Origin of the sequence: Streptomyces uncialis, assembly GCF_001905345.1 — a bacterium.
In the GTDB taxonomy this organism is placed as follows: Bacteria; Actinomycetota; Actinomycetes; order Streptomycetales; family Streptomycetaceae; genus Streptomyces; species Streptomyces uncialis.
Map to the genome: position 1 here is coordinate 416,757 of NZ_LFBV01000002.1, position 17,346 is coordinate 434,102.

15 protein-coding genes are annotated in these 17,346 nt (G+C 73.4%); 13 read left to right on the forward strand and 2 right to left on the reverse strand.

The annotated features are described in order from the left end of the window. Positions 1–126: 126 nt before the first annotated feature. A complete protein-coding gene (locus AB852_RS10150) occupies positions 127–2,805 on the reverse strand; it encodes a SpoIIE family protein phosphatase (RefSeq protein ID WP_073786249.1) in 2,679 nt (892 codons plus the stop codon). Positions 2,806–3,045: 240 nt separating this feature from the next. On the opposite strand from AB852_RS10150, the gene AB852_RS10155 reads away from it, so the two are divergent. From AB852_RS10155 to AB852_RS10175, 5 genes are all read left to right on the forward strand, one after another. Continuing rightward, a complete protein-coding gene (locus AB852_RS10155) occupies positions 3,046–4,125 on the forward strand; it encodes an iron-siderophore ABC transporter substrate-binding protein (RefSeq protein WP_073786250.1) in 1,080 nt (359 codons plus the stop codon). Between the two features lie 53 nt (positions 4,126–4,178). Next, positions 4,179–5,261: a FecCD family ABC transporter permease gene (locus AB852_RS10160; RefSeq protein ID WP_107499194.1), complete on the forward strand. Its 1,083-nt coding sequence runs from the start codon at positions 4,179–4,181 to the stop codon at positions 5,259–5,261. Beyond that, positions 5,258–6,370 carry a FecCD family ABC transporter permease gene (locus tag AB852_RS10165; RefSeq protein WP_073786251.1) on the forward strand — a complete coding sequence of 371 codons (1,113 nt, stop codon included), beginning with the start codon at positions 5,258–5,260 and terminating at the stop codon, positions 6,368–6,370. Before AB852_RS10160 ends, AB852_RS10165 begins: the two co-directional genes overlap by 4 nt. Positions 6,371–6,374: 4 nt before the next feature. Then, a complete protein-coding gene (locus tag AB852_RS10170; protein ID WP_073786252.1) occupies positions 6,375–7,259 on the forward strand; it encodes an ABC transporter ATP-binding protein in 885 nt (294 codons plus the stop codon). Positions 7,260–7,490: 231 nt separating this feature from the next. Next, positions 7,491–8,015, forward strand: coding sequence for a GNAT family N-acetyltransferase (locus AB852_RS10175; RefSeq protein ID WP_073786253.1), 525 nt, complete (start codon positions 7,491–7,493; stop codon positions 8,013–8,015). Here AB852_RS10175 and AB852_RS10180 read toward each other — a convergent pair. Then, positions 8,007–9,272: a cation diffusion facilitator family transporter gene (locus tag AB852_RS10180; protein WP_245876705.1), complete on the reverse strand. Its 1,266-nt coding sequence runs from the start codon at positions 9,270–9,272 to the stop codon at positions 8,007–8,009. The genes AB852_RS10175 and AB852_RS10180 overlap by 9 nt on opposite strands. A gap of 118 nt (positions 9,273–9,390) precedes the next feature. On the opposite strand from AB852_RS10180, the gene AB852_RS10185 reads away from it, so the two are divergent. From AB852_RS10185 to pspAB, 8 genes are all read left to right on the forward strand, one after another. After that, entirely contained in the window at positions 9,391–9,726 is a 336-nt protein-coding gene (locus AB852_RS10185; RefSeq protein WP_073787636.1) for an ArsR/SmtB family transcription factor, read from the forward strand. Positions 9,727–10,169: 443 nt separating this feature from the next. Continuing rightward, on the forward strand, positions 10,170–11,345 hold the full coding sequence (gene rho, locus AB852_RS10190; RefSeq protein WP_073786254.1) for a transcription termination factor Rho: 1,176 nt from the start codon (positions 10,170–10,172) through the stop codon (positions 11,343–11,345). 67 nt (positions 11,346–11,412) lie between these two features. Next, a complete protein-coding gene (locus AB852_RS10195) occupies positions 11,413–12,105 on the forward strand; it encodes an SMI1/KNR4 family protein (protein ID WP_073786255.1) in 693 nt (230 codons plus the stop codon). A 183-nt stretch (positions 12,106–12,288) separates the two neighbouring features. Further along, the gene (locus tag AB852_RS10200; RefSeq protein ID WP_079184483.1) at positions 12,289–13,326 is read left to right on the forward strand and encodes a methyltransferase; all 1,038 of its coding nucleotides are present in this window, start codon (positions 12,289–12,291) and stop codon (positions 13,324–13,326) included. Positions 13,327–13,545: 219 nt separating this feature from the next. After that, positions 13,546–14,370 carry a DNA polymerase ligase N-terminal domain-containing protein gene (locus AB852_RS10205; protein ID WP_107499197.1) on the forward strand — a complete coding sequence of 275 codons (825 nt, stop codon included), beginning with the start codon at positions 13,546–13,548 and terminating at the stop codon, positions 14,368–14,370. After that, on the forward strand, positions 14,367–15,383 hold the full coding sequence (gene ligD, locus AB852_RS10210; protein ID WP_073786257.1) for a non-homologous end-joining DNA ligase: 1,017 nt from the start codon (positions 14,367–14,369) through the stop codon (positions 15,381–15,383). Before AB852_RS10205 ends, ligD begins: the two co-directional genes overlap by 4 nt. A gap of 373 nt (positions 15,384–15,756) precedes the next feature. Then, positions 15,757–16,674 (forward strand): zinc metalloprotease HtpX, encoded by a 918-nt coding sequence (htpX, locus tag AB852_RS10215; protein WP_073786258.1) that lies wholly within the window; start codon positions 15,757–15,759, stop codon positions 16,672–16,674. A gap of 5 nt (positions 16,675–16,679) precedes the next feature. Then, a complete protein-coding gene (pspAB, locus tag AB852_RS10220; RefSeq protein ID WP_073786259.1) occupies positions 16,680–17,258 on the forward strand; it encodes a PspA-associated protein PspAB in 579 nt (192 codons plus the stop codon). Positions 17,259–17,346: the final 88 nt, after the last annotated feature.

Here is a 17,346-nt window from a genome sequence, read left to right on the forward strand (position 1 = left end):
CACGGCACGTCCGGGTGACCGGCGGTACAGATGTGCGGTGGACGGGGTCGTACGGATGTCCGGCGCGAGGTGACGGGTGCCGACGTGTGCGGGGCGGGGGTGGCTCGCGGGTGGGGCGAAGGGGGTTCAGGGGAGGGGCTGTTCGGTCCAGATGACCTTGCCGCCGCTGGTGTAGCGGGTGCCCCAGCGTTCGGCGACCTGGGAGACGAGGAACAGTCCCCGGCCGCCCTCGTCGGTGATGGCGGCCTGTCTGAGGTGGGGTGAGGTGCTGCTGTGGTCGGACACCTCGCAGATCAGGGCGCGGTCACGGATGACCCGGACGCGGATGGGGCCCGCCGCGTAGCGGATGGAGTTGGTGACCAGTTCGCTGAGGATCAGTTCGGTGGTGAACGCCTCGTCGGCGAGGCCCCATTCGGTGAGGGTGCGGGCGACGTCGGAGCGGACCTCGGCGACGGCGGCGGGGTCGGAGGGCACTTCCCAGTCGGCGACCCGGTCGGGTCCGAGGATGCGGGTGCGGCCGACGAGCAGGGCGATGTCGTCCCGGGGGGTGTCGGGGACCAGGGCGCTCAGGGTGGCCTCGCACAGTCCGTCGACGGTGCGGTGGGTGTTGGCCTCCAGGGTGGTGCGCAGCAGTTCGAGTCCTTCGTCGATGTCACGGTCGCGGTCCTCGACGAGTCCGTCGGTGAACAGGACGAGGCGGGTGTGCTCGGGGAGCTGGAGTTCGAGGGTCTCGAAGGGCAGTCCGCCGAGGCCGAGGGGCGGGCCGCCGGGTACGTCCGCGAACCGGGCGGTTCCGTCGGGCAGCAGGAGGGCGGGCTGGAGGTGTCCGGCGCGGGCCATGGAGCAGTGGCCGGTGACGGGGTCGTAGATGACGTAGACGCAGGTGGCCCCGGTGACCCGGAGGGTGGGGCCGGGGACGGCGATGTCGTCGCCGCTCTCCTCCTGGTCGAGGCGGGTGACGAGTTCGTCGAGGTGCCACAGGAGCTCGTCGGGGGGCAGGTCGAGGGTGGAGAAGTTGTGCACGGCGGTGCGCAGCCGGCCCATGGTGGCGGCGGCGTGCAGTCCGTGGCCGACGACGTCCCCGACGACGAGGGCGACCCGGCCGCCGGGCAGCGGGATGATGTCGAACCAGTCGCCGCCGACGCCGCCGAGTCCGGCCTGGGCGGGCAGGTAGCGGAAGGCGGCGGCCAGCGCGCTCTGCTCGGGCAGGCCGTGCGGGAGGAGGCTGCGCTGGAGGGTGACGGCCATGGCGTGCTCGCGGGCGTAGCGGCGTGCGTTGTCGACGCTGACGGCGGCGCGGGCGACGAGTTCCTCGGCCAGTGAGCGGTCGTCGTCGTCGAAGGGTTCCCGGTCCCGGGAGCGCCAGAAGATTGCGACGCCGAGGACGACGCCCCGGGCCCGCAGGGGGACGGCGATCATCGAGTTGAGGCCCGCGGCGACGACGGTGCGGGCCCGTTCGGGCGACTGGAGCTCCCAGCCGGAGTAGGCGCTCAGGTCGGCGTCGAGGACGGAGGTGCCGTCGGTGAGGACGGCGCCGAGCGGGGTGGTGCCGACGAAGCTGATGTGGTGGCCGACGGGGAACAGCGCGCCCCCGTCGTCGGGGCCGCTGTAGGCGGTGCGGCGCATCTCGCGTCCGGTGCCGGTCGCCTGGGGTTCCTCGCCGCGCAGGACGGCGGTGACGAGGTCGACGGAGGCGTGGTCGGCGAACTCGGCGGTGGCGAACTCCGCGAGTTCCTCGCAGGTGCGGACCATGTCGAGGGTGGTGCCGACCTTCGTCCCGGCGTCGTAGAGCAGCCGCAGCCGGCCGCGGGCGAGGTCGGCCTTGCCGGTCAGGGACCGCAGATCGGTGGTGTCACGGAGGGTGGCGACGCTGCCGGGGGGTCCGCCGTGCTCGTCGGTGGGGCGCTGGTTGAAGGCGAGGAGCCGGTCGCCGACGGCGAACACCTCGTCGTTGGCGGGGCGCCCGGACTCCAGGAGCTCGGCGGCGCGCGGGTCGAGGCCGAGGTCGGCGACGGGGCGTCCCTCGACGTCGGACGGCAGATCGAGCAGCCGTCTGGCCTCGTCGTTGGCGAGCAGGAGCCGTTTGTCGCCGCCGACGATGAGGACGCCTTCGCGCACGGCGTGCAGAACGGCGTCGTGGTGTTCGTACATCCGGGTCATCTCGGTGGGGCCGAGGCCGTGGGTCTGGCGGAGCAGCCGGCGGTTGACGACGGCGACACCGGCCGCCCCGAGCAGCAGAACACCGGCGGCGACGCCGAAGACCAGGGGGAACTGGGCCTCGATCACGCTCTGCACCTGGGAGACGGCCATCCCGGCGGAGACGGCGCCGATGACCTGGCCGCCGGCGCCGTAGATCGGGACGGTCGCCTGGACGAGCTGGCCGATGGAGCCCTCGGACTTCTCGGTGACGACCTGTCCGGCGAAGACGGGGCCGAGGTCCCCGACGAACCGCAGACCGATGCGCTGCGGTACGGGGTGCGTGTAGCGGATGCCCTCCCGGTTGACGACGACGATGAAGCCGACGTCGGAGCGGCGCTGGGCCTCCAGGGCGCGGGGCTGGAGCACGGCGGACGGGTCGCGGCTGCGCAGGGCGGCCTCGATACCGGGGGAACTGGCGAAGGTCTCGGCGACCGCGATCGAACGGTTGCGCGCCTCTTGTTCCGCGTCCGCCCGCGTCTGGAAGATGAGCGCTGCGAGCGCGGTCGCGACGAGCAGCACCACGATCGCCAACTGCACGAGGAAGACCTGACCGGCGACAGTTCGCATGCTCGGAACCAGGCGCGGGCGGCCGTAGCGGGCGGCCATGTCCTCATTACTACACCCACCGCCAACGGCCCGCATGGCGCGCCGACGCGGCCGCGCGAGCGTACGGAGTGTTTTCCTCCGGTCGGAAATCAAGTTAGGCTGACCTAACTTTTCAGCCATGGGTCGCCACCCGGTCCGCACCCGCGGGGCCTCTTCCGCCCGCCGCGTACGTCCCGGTCGGCCGCCCATGGCCGTATCCCGTTCCACGCTGTTCCCGCCGCTCCCGAAGGACCCCGCCAGATGCCGCCACTCCGCAAGCGTCTCTCCACCCGCTTCGCCGCCGTAGCCGCCGGTACGGCCCTGCTGGCCGGAGCCGCCGCGGGCTGCGGCTCGCCGGACCGGGACGGTGAGGACTCCGGGAGCACCGGCCGGTCGGGGGCCGTCGAGAAGGGCGCCTTCCCGGTCACCATCGAGCACAAGTACGGATCGACGAAGATAACCGAGGAGCCGGAGCGGATCGTCACGGTCGGTCTGACCGACCAGGACGCGGTCCTCGCGCTCGGCAAGGTCCCGGTGGGCACCACCGAGTGGCTGACCAGCGGATACAAGGGCAACATCGGGCCCTGGGCCGAGGACGAACTGGGCTCGGCGAAGCCGCCCGCCGTCCTCAAGGACACCGGCACCGGCCCCCAGACGGAGAAGATCGCCGCGCTGGACCCGGATGTGATCCTCGCCCTGTACGCGGGTCTCACCAAGGACCAGTACCGCACCCTGTCGAAGATCGCTCCGGTGGTCGTCCAGCCCCAGGGCTACAACGACTTCGGTCTGCCCTGGCAGCAGCAGACCGAGGCCATCGGTACCGCGCTCGGGCAGCCCGCGAAGGCCAGGAAGCTGGTCGCGGCGACGGAGAAGCACATCAGCGACGCGGGTGCCGCCAACCCCGCCTTCAAGGGCCGCACCGCCGTGATGGCCACCCCCTACCAGGGCATGTTCGTCTTCGGCCCCGAGGACCCGCGTACCCGGCTGCTGGCCAGTCTCGGCTTCACCCAGCCCGCCGGGCTGAAGGAGGTCGTCGGCGACGAGTTCGGCGCCAACATCAGCAAGGAGCGCACCGACCTCGTCGACACCGACGCCCTCGTGTGGACGGTCCCCGACCTCAAGAAGGACGCCGCGAAGCTGCACGCCAACAAGCTCTACAACGGCCTGGACGTCGTCAAGGAGGGCCGTGAGGTCTTCGTCCAGGACGGCACCCCCTACGGTGACGCGGTCAGCTTCGTCACCGTGCTGAGCCTGCCGTACACCACCGACCGGCTGGTTCCCCAGCTCAAGGCCGCGGTCGACGGCAAGCCGGGGACGAAGGTGAGCGGACCCGAGTCCTGAGCCGGGGGCGGCCCGGCGCGTGACGCGCCGGGCCGCTCCGGCCGGAGCCTTCCATGCTGACGAAGAAGACGACACCACCCCACGGCGCCCAGTCGGGCCCACCGCTCCCCGCTCCCCCGGCCTCCCGGGGCCGGGCCGTCCTGCTCACCACCGTCCTGGCCGGCGGACTGCTGGCGCTGTGCCTGCTGTCACTGGGGCTCGGCGCGCTGAGCATCCCGCCCGGCCAGGTCGTCGACGCCCTGCTGGGGAACCCGGTCGGCGAACGGGTCGAGAACATCGTGTGGTCGGTCCGGGTGCCCCGGACGGGACTCGCGCTCGCCGCCGGGGCCGCCATGGGGCTGTCCGGCGCGGTGATGCAGGCACTCACCCGCAATCCGCTGGCCGACCCCGGCATCCTCGGGGTCAGCGCCGGGGCGTCCTTCGCGATCGTGCTCGCCGCCGGGGTGCTCGGCCTCGGCTCGCTGCTCGGACAGGTGTGGTTCGCCTTCGCGGGCGCGCTGATCGCCGCCGTCGTGGTGTACCTCCTGGGACAGCTCGGGCGCTCCGGGCCCACCCCGGTCAAGCTCGCTCTCGCCGGGATCGCCGTCACCTCCGTACTGTCCTCGCTGACCAGCGCGATCGTGCTCACCGATCCGGAGGCCCTGGACCGGTTCCGGTTCTGGTCGGCGGGCTCGCTCGCCGACCAGGACGGCGCCACCGTCGTACGGATGCTGCCGTTCCTCGCGCTCGGGGCGGCCCTCGCGCTCGCGGCGGCGCCCGCGCTCAACAGCCTGGCCCTCGGCGACGACGTCGCGACCTCGCTCGGCCGCCGCCTCGGTCTGATCCGGCTCCAGGGGGTCGTCTCGATCACCCTGCTCACCGGGGCGTCCGTCGCCGCGATCGGACCGGTCGTCTTCCTCGGCCTGGTGGTGCCGCACGCCGCACGCTCGCTCGCGCAGTACACGGGGCGCGGTCCCGACCAGCGGCTGCTGCTGCCGCTGTCGGCGGCCCTGGGCGCGGCGCTGCTGCTGGCCGCCGATCTGCTGGGCCGTCTCGTCGCCCGCCCGGCCGAGGTCCAGGCGGGACTCATCATCGCCTTCATCGGCGGACCGTTCTTCATCGCGCTGGTCCGTCGGCGCAAGCTCGCGGAGGTATGACCGTGTCGAGTGCTCCACCGGCCGGCACGGTCGGCGAGACGGACAAACTCCGGCCACGGCGGCCGTTCGGCGGGCCCCGCCCCTTCCGGCTCACCCTCGTACCCGTCTCGGGAACGCTGCGCCCCCGGCTCGTCGTGGTGACGGTCCTGCTGGCGGTGGCCGTCCTCGCCGCCCTCAGCCGCCATGTCTCCGTCGGGGAGTTCGCCGTACCGCTGCCCGAGGTGATCGCCGCCCTCACCGGCTCCGGCGACCCGGGCACCACGCTCGTCGTCACGGAACTGCGGCTGCCCCGGGCCATGGTCGGACTGCTCGCGGGCATCGCGTTCGGGGTGTCCGGCGCGCTGTTCCAGACGATGACCCGCAATCCGCTCGCGAGCCCCGACATGATCGGCCTCACCCAGGGCGCTGGCACCGCGGTCGCCGCCGGGCTGGTCCTCGGCTGGGACGGCGGCCTCGGCACCCAGGCACTCGGCCTGCTCGGCGCGCTGGCCTCCGCGTTCGTGGTGTACTCCCTCGCCTGGCGGCGCGGCACCACCGGCTACCGGATCATCCTGGTCGGCATCGGGGTGTCCTGGGTGTGCACCTCCGCCACCGACTATCTGCTCGCGCACGGCGGCCGGATGCAGGCCCAGGCCGCCTTCGGCTGGCTCGTCGGCAACCTCAACGGCCGCGACTGGCAGCAGGCCGGACCGCTCGCCGCCGCGCTGCTCGTCCTGCTGCCCACCGCGCTGCTGCTGGGACGGCTGATGCGGACCCTGCTCCTCGGGGACGACGTGGCCGCCGGACTCGGCACCCGGGTGCAGACCGTACGGCTCGCGGTCCTGCTGTGCGGGGTGGGCCTCGTCGCGTTCGCCACGGCGGCGGCCGGTCCGGTCGCCTTCGTGGCGCTGGCCGCCCCGCAGATCGCGCAGCGCCTCGCCGGTACCGCCTGGCCGCCACCGCTGGCCGCCGGGCTGACCGGCGCCCTGCTGATCCTGGTGTCCGACATCGCCGCCCGGACCCTGATCGACGGCACCGAACTGCCCGTCGGCATCGTCACCGGCGTGCTCGGCGCGCCCGTCCTGCTCTGGCTGCTCATCCGCGTGAACCGCGCGGGTTCAGGAGGCTGACCCCATGTCGACAACCCCGCCCCCGGCGGCGCCGGACGACGCGCCCGATCTGCGCGCGGAGAACCTGCGCCTCGCCTACGACGACCGGATCGTCGTCGACGGCCTGGACCTCGTGGTGCCGCCCGGCCGGATCACCGCCGTCGTCGGCGCCAACGCCTGCGGCAAGTCCACCCTGCTGCGGGCCCTCGCCCGGCTGCTGACCCCCCGGGAGGGCGCGGTCCGGCTCGACGGACAGGCGATCCACAAGGTCCCCACCCGGCAGCTCGCGCAACGCCTCGGCCTGCTGCCGCAGTCCCCGGTCGCCCCCGAGGGACTGACCGTGGCCGATCTGGTGACCCGGGGCCGCTCCCCCCACCAGACCTGGTGGCGGCAGTGGTCCACCGGCGACGAACAGGCGGTACGGGAGGCCCTGGCCGCCACCAGCATGACCGAGCACGCGGACCGCGCGGTCGACGAGCTGTCCGGCGGACAGCGCCAGCGGGCCTGGATCGCCATGGCCGTCGCCCAGGGCACACCCATCCTGCTGCTGGACGAGCCGACCACGTATCTGGACCTCGCCCATCAGATCGACGTCCTGGACCTCGTCACCGATCTGAACCGCAACGAGGGCCGCACGGTCGTCATGGTGCTCCACGACCTCAACCAGGCGTGCCGCTACGCCGACCACGTCGTCGCCATGAAGTCCGGCCGGATCGCCGCCGAGGGCCCGCCCGGCGAGGTCATCACGGCGGAGTCGGTGCGGGACGTGTTCGGGCTGCGCTGCCAGGTGGTCGCCGACCCCGTGAGCGGGACCCCGATGGTGATCCCCGTGGGACGGCACCACACAGGCGACCCGGCGGTCACGGCCGACGACGCGGTCAAGGTACTGGGCGCGCCCCGGGGTTCCTAGGTACGGGTCGCCGCCGGTGGTCAGCGCGGAACGTGGGGCGTCGGCGGGTGGGGAGTCCGGACTCGGTACCAGGGTGGGTGGGTCGGCGGCGGAGGCAGGGCGGGGCAGCGGGCCCAGGGCGTCGCCGGCGGGGGCCGGGCGGGCCGTTCGCCGGCGGGGGCCGGGCGGGCCGTTCGCCCGCCCGGACGATATTCCGTGGGAAGCGGGGCCGGGCATGCGTACCGTACGCGTATGCCAGAGATCCAGTTGCTCCGCGCCGACCACGCCGCCGCGCTGCGTGCCTTCGAGTGGGAGAACCGCGCGTATTTCGCCGAGTCGGTGCCCGACCGGGGTGACGCCTACTTCACCGGCTTCGCCGAACGGCATGAAGCGCTGCTGGCCGAGCAGGCCGCCGGACTCGGCTGGTTCCATCTGGTCGTGGACGGGGACGGCGAGGTGCTGGGCCGGGTCAATCTGATCGATGCCGCGGACGGCGAGGCCGAACTGGGCTTCCGGATCGCCCGCAAGGCCACCGGCCGGGGGCTCGCCACCGACGTGGTGCGGCGGATCTGTGTCCGCGCGGCCCACGAGTACGGTCTGACCTCGCTGCGGGCCGCGGCGACCCTCGACAACGCGGGCTCGCGGGCGGTGCTGGTCCGCACGGGCTTCGTACCGGCGGGCGAGACCGTGCTGGACGGGCGTCCGGCACGGTGCTTCACCCTCGCGCTCGCGGTACCGGACGGCGAAGGCCGCCCGGTGCGGGTGTCCTCAGGGTGACGGATGGTGGGCGAGCGTGAGATGCGGATCGGGTCCGCCAGGTTCCGGCGCGGGATCGGCGTGCACCAGCGCGGCCGTCAGCCGGGGTACGGAGTGCAGCAGCGCGTGCTCCGCGTCCACGGCCACCTGATGTGCCTGCCGGACCGTCAGATCCCCGTCGACCACAACCGAGACCTCGGCGCGCAGCCGGTGCCCGATCCAGCGCAGCCGCAGCTCGCCCACGGACCGCACCCCGGGAGTCGCGAGCAGGGCGTGTTCCGCCCCGTCGACCAGCGCCGGGTCCACCGCGTCCATGGCCCGCCGGAACACCTCGCGGGCCGCGTCGCGCAGCACCAGCAGGATCGCGGCGGTGATGGCGAGACCGACCAGCGGGTCGGCGAGCCCCCAGCCCAGGGCGGCTCCCCCGGCGCTCAGCAGCACCGCCAGTGAGGTGTACCCGTCCGTGCGCGCGTGCAGTCCGTCCGCTACCAGCGCCGCCGAGCCGATCTCCCGGCCGACCCTGATGCGGTAGCGCGCGACCGCCTCGTTGCCGAGGAATCCGATGACCGCCGCGACGGCGACCACCGGCACATGGGTCATCTCCCGGGGTGACAGCAGCCGCTCGACGGCGGACCACGCGGCAAACGCCGCCGAACCGGCGATCACCAGCAGCACGGCCAGTCCCGCCAGGTCCTCCGCCCGTCCGTAGCCGTAGGTGAACCGACGGTTGGCGGCCCGCCGCCCGAGCAGGAACGCGACGGCCAGGGGGACAGCGGTCAGTGCGTCGGCGGTGTTGTGGACGGTGTCCCCGAGCAGCGCGACGGAGCCCGACAGCACGACGACGACCGCCTGGGCCACGGCGGTGGCACCGAGCACGGCGAGCGAGATCCACAGCGCCCGCAGACCTCGCGCGGACGCCTCCATGGCAGCGTCGACCTTCTGCCCGCTGTCGTGGGAGTGCGGCCGGAAGCGGTGGGCGAGGCGGTCCGTGAGGCGGCGCGGCCGGGACCGGTGACTGTGATCGTGGCCTTGTCCGTCACCGTGACCTTGGCCCTGGCCCTGGCCCTGGCCCTCGTCGTGACCCTGGCCCTGGCCGTGGCCCTGGCCCTGGCCGTGGCCCTGGCCCTGGCCGTGGCCCTGGCCGTGGCCCTGGCCGTGGCCGTGCTGGTGCTGGTGCTGGTGCTGGTGACCCGGTATGTACGGGTGTCCGTGACCTTGGCGGTGCTCCTGGCCGTGCTCGTGGTGATGACCCTGGTGCGGGTGGGGGTCGGGACTCATCCGGGGACGTCCTCCATGGCGGTGGGCGGGGTCCGGCCGCGGCCGGGGGCCTCTCGGGGGCGGGCGGTTCCTGGCCCGCACGGTGGACATGCCCCGCGCGGCGGCCCATCATGTGCGTATGAGCGCACGCATGCACCTTTCATCTGCGCAGGATGCGCACCCGCGCCCCCCGGGCGACAGCGACGCGTACGCACGCGCGGCGGAGGTGCTCGCCCTGCTCGGGGATCGCACCCGGCTGATCCTGCTGAAGCGGCTGGCCGGGGGCGAGGCCGATGTGAGCACGCTGACCAGGGCCTCGGGCGCCGCCCGGCCCGCTGTGAGCCAGCATCTGGCGCGACTGCGGCTGGCGGGGGTGGTGAGCACGCGCAAGGACGGCCGCCGCGTCGTGTATTCCCTCCCGGAGGGACCGGTGCGACGGGTGGTGGACGAGGCGCTGCGACTCACCGACCGGTAATCGCAGCGGGAGCGGGCGCCGGCGGGCCGGAAGCGCCTCCCAGGAATTCAACTGCTCTGCTTCGTAGTACGGTTGGGCATCCGGGAGCCCCGGGCCGCCCAGGCCCGGACCGGGGCCGGAAACCGGTCCGTGTCGTCCGCGCGGCGATCAGGACCATCCGCCGCCACCGCGTGGTACTTTGAATGTGGCACATGTGTACGCCGCTCTCGGCGCCGTTGCCATATCTCTCCCTATCACCTCTTCGCCGCCCCGCCCACGGGGTGCGCCACCGCTCGTCCTTCCCGGGCCGGCGGACGTCGAGGAGTGTGTGTTTCTCCGTTCTGTTCCGGTCGCGGGCCTCTTCCGCCCGCCGCGGGGGCGTGGTCGTGCCGCCCCTTGCCCCGACACCGGGTCCACCCCTTGCCAGTTCACTCACCCGCCGTCCGCGAAAGGACCCCGTCCCCATGACCAGCATCCTCGAACACCCCACCACGCGAGGCACCACCGTCCGGCCCGCCGAGGTCACGGTGGCCGGTGTCCTGGACCTCACCCCGCAGGGCCACGGGTTCCTGCGGCCCCCCGACCTCATGCCCACCCCTCAGGACCCGTATGTCCCGGTCACGCTCGTGCGCCGGCTCGGGCTGCGCACGGGTGACGCCGTCTCAGGAACCCTGAGCACGGGCGCCGACGCGAAGCGGGGCGTCAAGCGGACCGTCGGCCGGGTCGACCTGGTGGAGGGCCTGCCCCCCGAGCAGCTGGGCCTCCGCCCGCACTTCGGTGATCTCACCCCGCTGCACCCCCGGGAGGCGCTCCGGATGGAGGGCGGGGCGAGCGGGCTCACGATGCGCGTCACCGATCTCGTGTCGCCCGTCGGCAAGGGACAGCGCGGGCTGATCGTCGCCCCGCCGAAGACCGGCAAGACCGTGCTCCTCCAGCAACTCGCCGCCGCCGTCGCCCGCAACCACCCCGACTGCGTGCTCATGGTCGTCCTGCTGGACGAGCGGCCCGAGGAGGTCACCGACATGCGGCGCACGGTCCGCGGCGAGGTGCTGGCCTCCACCTTCGACCGCCCCGCGAAGGACCACATCGCCCTCGCGGAACTCGCGGTGGAGCGCGCCAAGCGGCTGGTCGAACGCGGCAAGGACGTCGTCATGCTGCTGGACTCGCTGACCCGGCTGTGCCGCGCGCACAACAACGCGGCCTCGTCCGGCGGCCGTACGCTCAGCGGCGGGGTCGACGCACGGGCCCTGTCGGGATCGAAGCGGCTGTTCGGGGCCGCGCGCTGCGCGGAGGAGGGCGGATCGCTGACCATCCTCGCGACGGCCCTGGTCGAGACCGGCTCCCGCGCGGACGACTACTACTTCGAGGAGCTCAAGGGCACCGGCAACATGGAGATCCGGCTCAGCCGGGAACTCGCCGACAAGCGGGTGTACCCGGCGGTGGACATCGTCGCCTCGGGCACCCGGCGGGAGGAATTCCTCGTCCCCGCACCGGATCTGGCGGTTGTCCGGGGCCTGCGCCGCGCGCTGATCGGCCAGAGCGTCCAGACCGCGCTGGAGACCCTGCTGGACCGGATGCGCAGCACCCCCTCCAACGCCGACTTCCTGCGCAAGGCGCGGGCCACCCTGCCGCCGTCCTGACGGTCGGCGACAACGGCGAAGCGCCTGGTCACCGGGGGTTGTCAGTGGTGGCGCCTAGGATCGCGCCATGGATGAGAACAGGTGGGCGGGGGTCCGCGAGCGGGTGCTGGCGCTGGCTGGACACCCGGGTGCGGAGCAGGTGTTCGGCCTGCCGGACGGTGAGCCGCTGCGGGCTCCGCTGACCCGGGCACAGCTCGCGGAGCTGGAGGGCCAGATCGGTACGCGGCTGCCGGAGGAGTACCGCGGATTCCTGCTCCAGGTGGGCGCGGGCGGAGCGGGCCCCTCGTACGGCGTGTTCCCGGTGGTCCTGGACGCGGACGGCCGCTGGGGCTGGGAGGGGGACGGCGGTGACATGACGGATCCCGCCCGGCTCGGGGAGCCGTTCGCCACGGTCCGTGCGGACGCCGCCGAGCTCGCCGCGCTCCAGGCGAGGACTCCCGAGGAGGAGGACTTCCCGGACGCCCCGGACGCCTTCGAGGCCGCGTACGACGAGTGGGACGAGCGCCATTCCGAGGTGCTGTTCTCCGGGGAGCGGACCATCGGCGCGATATGTCTGTGCCATAAGGGGTGCTGTCTGCGGCAGTGGCTCGTGGTCTCCGGTCCGGAGGCGGGCACCGTCTGGGACGACCCCCGGGCCGACTGGGCCGACATCGAGCCCCTCACCGGCCCGGACGGCCGCTCGCTCACCTTCGCGCAGTGGTACATGAGCTGGCTGGAGGAGGCCGAGCGCACGGCGGAGCGGTACGGGGAGGCGGCCTGACGGCCCCGGACGTACCCGGTGCACGGGTCTGGCGTGGCCCGCGCGGGTGCACCATGATCATCGGATGCCGGGTGTCCGGGGTCGAAACCTCCGGGCCCACGCGTACCGCCCTGACGCCCGACGGGTCCGCCGCGCCGCCGTGACGCCCCGTCAGCCGTCCACCGACCATGGGAGAAGCACGCCTTGACCCCTTCCGTTCCGTCCTCCGCCGCGGCCCCCGCGCTCGCCGATCAGCTGGTCCAGCAGTCCTGGGGGTTCGTCACCGACCGGGCGCTCCAGACCGCCGCGGAGCTCGGGATACCCGATCTCGTCGCCCGGGGTCCGGTTCCCCTGGCGGCGCTCGCCGAGGCGACCGGTTCGCTGCCCGATGCCCTGGGCCGGCTGCTGCGACCGCTCGTCGCCACCGGGGTGTTCACCCTGGACGGCACCGGTGGTTACGGTCCCACCGGGACCAGCGTCCTGCTGGAGTCGGCGCATCCGCAGACCCTGCGCCCATGGTTCAGGCTGATGTACCGGGTGACGTTCCGGATGTTCGACGATCCGCTGTTCACGCTGCGGACGGGACGGCCCGCGTTCGAGGAGCGGTTCGGCAACACCTACTTCGGCCATATGGCCGAGCACCCCGACGACAACGACGTGTTCCATGCCGCCATGGCGTCCTTCACCCGCCGGACCGCCCGCGCGGTCGCCTCGGCGTACGACTTCTCGGACGCCGGGTCCCTGGCCGACATCGGCGGCGGGCTGGGGACCCTGATCTCCGAGATCCTCTCCTCCGCCCCGGCGGCGACCGGCACGGTCTTCGATCTTCCGCACATGGCGGAAGCGGCCCGTGGCGCGCTGGACGCGGCAGGGGTGGGCGAGCGGGCCACGGTGGTGTCCGGGGACTTCTTCGCCGCTGTCCCCCGGGCCGACACGCTGCTGCTGTCCTGGATCCTGCACGACTGGGACGACGAGAAGTCGCTGGAGATCCTGCGCGCCTGCCGAAAGGCCCAGGAGAGCGGACAGGGCCACCTGCTGATCGTGGAGGCGGTGCTGCCCGAACTGCCGGGCCCCGGGCAGACGACGGCCCTGGATCTGGTGATGCTGTTCGGCCTGGGCGGACGGGAACGCACCGAAACCGAGTACGCCGCGCTGCTGGACACCGCGGGCTACGAGCACATCCGTACGCTGCCGCTCGAAGCACCCGGGATGCATGTCATCGAGGCCCGCACCCGCGGCTGAGCCCCCCGTCCCCGGCGTTCCGGCTGGGCTGCTGTGCTGCTGTGCTGCTGTGCTGCTGGGTCCGGTGTTTCCGGCGGGGGCGGCTGGGTCCGCCGGGGCGGCCGGGGACGGGTGCGGCCCACCTCGCGGACACCGACTGCCGGTGCCCGCGCCGGTGCGGCGGGCACGGGTGCGGGTGATGCTGGTGGGGCGGGGGCAGCCGTGCGCGAAGGAGGCTCCATGCCCGACGACGAGCCCGGCGAACGTGACGGCGAGCCCGGTACGCGACACGACCACGGCTCGAAGCGCGACAGCGGCACCGAGCACGGCGGCGGCACCGAGCAGGGCGGCGGACCCGGCGGTGAACTGCGCGAGTACCACGCCAAGCGCCGTTTCGACCGGACCGGGGAGCCCCGGGGCCTGCCCGCGTCCACCGAGGACACGGCCGTACCGGCGGACGGCGAGGCGGCGGAGCCCGGCGCCGGACACCGGTTCGTCGTACAGATCCATGCCGCGAGCACCACGCACTTCGACTTCCGGCTGGAGGTCGACGGTGTCCTCAAGTCCTGGTCGGTGCCCCGGGGGCCGTCCACCGACCCCGGGGACAAACGGCTGGCGGTGCCCACCGAGGACCACCCGCTGGAGTACCGCGCGTTCGAGGGAGTGATCCCGCCCGGCGAGTACGGCGGCGGCACGGTCATCGTCTGGGACCACGGCACCTACCGGCCGACCAGCCATGACCGGCGCCACCGGCCGGTCCCCTTCGCCCGGTCCCTGGAGCTGGGGCACGCGACGTTCTGGCTCGACGGGACGAAGCTGCGCGGCGGCTACGCGCTGACCCGGTTCCGGGACGGCGAGGGCGGATCGGGGCGGGCCGCCTGGCTGCTGGTGAAGTCCCGGGACGAGCGGGCGCGCCGGGACGGCCATGGCACCCCCGACCCCCGCCGGGCCCGGTCCGCGCGCAGCGGCCGGACGCTGCGGCAGGTCGCGGAACGTCCCGAGGCCGTCTGGGAGAGCGACCGGGGCGGGCGGCGGGCCGGGCGGCCGGGGAGCGCGCGGGGATGAGCGGGCTGCTCGGTTCGCTGCCGCCGGAGCAGGTGCGGCTGCTGTCCGTGGCGCGCCCCGGCCGGGAACTCGCCGCGCGTCCCATGACCGCGACGCTCAGCGACCGCCGGGAGTTCTCCGCGCGCTGGATCTTCGAACGGAAGCTGGACGGCGTGCGGATGCTCGCCGTCCGGGAGGCCGGCACGGTCACTCTGGTCTCCCGCAGCGGGCGTCGGGTCGACGGCAGTTACCCGGAGATCGCCGCCGCGCTGGCCGCGCAGGAGCGCGCCGATTTCACGGTCGACGGGGAGATCGTGGCGTTCACGCACGGCCGGACGGACTTCGGGCTGCTCCAGCGGCGGATGGGGCTGACCCGGGCCGCGGAGGTGGCGGCGAGCGGGGTGGCGGTGACGTACTGCGTGTTCGACGTGCTGCGGCTCGACGGGGCCGACACCACCGGGCTGCCGCTGCGGACCAGGAAGTCGCTGCTGCGCCGGGCGCTGACGTACCGGACGCCCCTGCGGTTCACCCCGCACCGCAACGCGGGCGGCACCGATCTGCTGGCGCAGGCGTGTGCCCGGGGCTGGGAGGGGCTGATCGCCAAGCGGGCCGACAGCCGGTACCAGCCGCGCCGGTCCCCGGACTGGCTGAAGCTGAAGTGCTCGCGCGGCCAGGAGTTCGTGATCGGCGGGTTCACCGAGCCCGCCGGGGGCCGGACCGGGTTCGGCGCGTTGCTGCTGGGCCACTACGCGGACGGGGTGCTGCGGTACGCGGGCAAGGTCGGCACCGGCTTCCCGTCCCGGACGCTGACCGTGCTGCGGACCCGGCTCGACGGACTGCGCCGCCCGGACTCCCCCTTCGGCGACCGGGTCACGGAACGGCACCCCCGGTGGGTGGAGCCGAGCCTGGTGGCGCAGGTGGAGTTCGCGGAGTGGACCCGGGACGGGATGCTGCGGCATCCCCGCTTCACCGGACTGCGGGACGACAAACGCCCGCGGGACGTGGTCCGGGAGGAGGCCGGTCCGCCACCGTGAGGAGCCCGGGGGCGGGCCCGGTCACACGGGACGCGGCATGCCGGATGCGGCGAGGGACTGCCTGGTGGTTACGCCCTGCTGGTTACGCCACGGTCGGTCGCTCTCCGTGGCGGGTCGCACTCTCCGCGGTGCACGAGCCGCCCCGGGGCCGGGGAGCACGGCACCCGAGAGGCCCACACACTCCTCACATCAGAACGAATCATCTGAGAAGCGTATGAAATATCCCGAACCATCCCCTCGCCGCTGTCCTCCGGACGCCTGATGACGGACCATGGAGGTACCCGGCCGAACCGGCCGTGCGTGGTGGCGGCTGTGCCGCCCTGCGTACGGGGACGGCCGGAAGCGGCACCCTGACCACCGGGGAGGTGGGCCCATGCGAAGCCGTTTCGAGCCCGACCGGCGCCTGACCGCGCGTATGGCGCTCACGATGTTCCTGCTCGGCCTGTTGTACGTGGTCTTCGTGGGCGTACTGATCTTCCTGCTGAAGTCCTGGGTGCTGGTCGTGGTGATCGCCGCCGCGGCGCTGTGGGCGCAGTACTGGTTCTCGGACCGTATCGCCCTGTACGCGATGCGCGGCCGGATCGTCACCGCCGAGGAGGAACCCCGGCTGCACGGTGTGGTGGACCGCTTGTGCGCCACGGCGGACATGCCGAAGCCGGAGGTGGCGGTGTCCGCGCTGGATCTGCCGAACGCGTTCGCCACGGGCCGCAACGCCGACCACGCGGTGGTCTGCGTGACCCGGGGGCTGATGCGGCGGCTGGAGCCGGACGAGCTGGAAGGCGTCCTCGCGCACGAGCTGTCCCATGTCGCGCACCGGGACGTCGCCGTGATCACCGTCGCGTCGTTCCTCGGGGTCCTCGCCGGGCTGGCCGTGCGCTTCGCGTTCTATTCGGGGGCGTTCGGCGGGCGGCGCGACCAGAACGCGTTCGTCGTGCTGATGAGCGTGGTCGCGGTCTCGGCCGCGGTCTACGCGATCAGCTTCGTACTGATCAGGGCTCTGTCGCGGTACCGGGAGCTGGCCGCCGACCGGGCCGCCGCGCTGCTCACCGGCCGTCCCTCGGCGCTGGCGTCCGCGCTGACGAAGCTCACCGGGGACATCGCCCGCATCCCCACCTCGGATCTGCGGACCGCGCAGGCGTTCAGCGCGTTCTACTTCGCACCGGCCATCAGCGGCGAGACGAACCGCAGTCTGTCCCGCCTGCTGTCGACGCATCCTCCGCTGGAGAAGAGGCTGGAGCAGCTGGCCGCGATCAGCGCGCAGCTCGGCCCGACCGCCGGACAGCGGGGCTGACGGCCATGGGGTTCCTGGACACCCTCCTCGGCCGGACCCGGCCGGTGCCGCCCGATCTGGACCGGCTGTTCGGACTGCCCTCGGCGGCGGTGACGCTGGAGGCGGCGGCCGGGTTCACCGCGACCGGGGTGGGGTCGGTGTGCTTTTCCAGCGTGGAGGGCGCCGAGTTCTCCCGTATCCAGGACGAGGTCCGTGAGCTGCTGGCGGCCGACGAGCAGCGCACGGGTCCGCCGGTCGGGTCGGAGCGTGACGCGTTCGGGTACTCCTGGCTGGTGTCCCACCGGGACGCGGACGATCTGCCCGCCCTGGTGGGTGATCTGCACGCCGTGAACTCGGCGCTGGAGGAGAGCGGCTTCGGCCCGCAGCTGCTGTGTTCGCTGGTCGGTTTCCGGGACCCCGAAGGGCGCCGTCTCGGGCTGGTCTATCTGTACAAGCGCGGCACCTTCTACCCGTTCGCCCCGGTCGCGGCGGACCGTCGTGACAACGCCCTGGAGCTCCAGGTGCGGGGGGTGCTCACGGACGATCTGCGGATCGAGCCGGATCTCTCGCGCTGGTTCGCCCTCTGGGGCGCCCCGGGGCTCTGACCCTCGGCCGCGCGTACCGCACCCGAGGTCCGCCGTGCGCGGCCGTGCCACGGGGGTGAAGCTGGAGTACGGGGCCGGGACCCGGGCG

Bases quoted from the DNA above. Each gene is read 5' to 3' on its own strand.
- AB852_RS10150 (WP_073786249.1), bottom strand. From the start codon at position 2,805: ATGGCCGCCCGCTACGGCCGCCCGCGCCTGGTTCCGAGCATGCGAACT.
- AB852_RS10155 (WP_073786250.1), top strand. From the start codon at position 3,046: ATGCCGCCACTCCGCAAGCGTCTCTCCACCCGCTTCGCCGCCGTAGCC.
- AB852_RS10160 (WP_107499194.1), top strand. From the start codon at position 4,179: ATGCTGACGAAGAAGACGACACCACCCCACGGCGCCCAGTCGGGCCCA.
- AB852_RS10165 (WP_073786251.1), top strand. From the start codon at position 5,258: ATGACCGTGTCGAGTGCTCCACCGGCCGGCACGGTCGGCGAGACGGAC.
- AB852_RS10170 (WP_073786252.1), top strand. From the start codon at position 6,375: ATGTCGACAACCCCGCCCCCGGCGGCGCCGGACGACGCGCCCGATCTG.
- AB852_RS10175 (WP_073786253.1), top strand. From the start codon at position 7,491: ATGCCAGAGATCCAGTTGCTCCGCGCCGACCACGCCGCCGCGCTGCGT.
- AB852_RS10180 (WP_245876705.1), bottom strand. From the start codon at position 9,272: ATGAGTCCCGACCCCCACCCGCACCAGGGTCATCACCACGAGCACGGC.
- AB852_RS10185 (WP_073787636.1), top strand. From the start codon at position 9,391: ATGAGCGCACGCATGCACCTTTCATCTGCGCAGGATGCGCACCCGCGC.
- rho (WP_073786254.1), top strand. From the start codon at position 10,170: ATGACCAGCATCCTCGAACACCCCACCACGCGAGGCACCACCGTCCGG.
- AB852_RS10195 (WP_073786255.1), top strand. From the start codon at position 11,413: ATGGATGAGAACAGGTGGGCGGGGGTCCGCGAGCGGGTGCTGGCGCTG.
- AB852_RS10205 (WP_107499197.1), top strand. From the start codon at position 13,546: ATGCCCGACGACGAGCCCGGCGAACGTGACGGCGAGCCCGGTACGCGA.
- ligD (WP_073786257.1), top strand. From the start codon at position 14,367: ATGAGCGGGCTGCTCGGTTCGCTGCCGCCGGAGCAGGTGCGGCTGCTG.
- htpX (WP_073786258.1), top strand. From the start codon at position 15,757: ATGCGAAGCCGTTTCGAGCCCGACCGGCGCCTGACCGCGCGTATGGCG.
- pspAB (WP_073786259.1), top strand. From the start codon at position 16,680: ATGGGGTTCCTGGACACCCTCCTCGGCCGGACCCGGCCGGTGCCGCCC.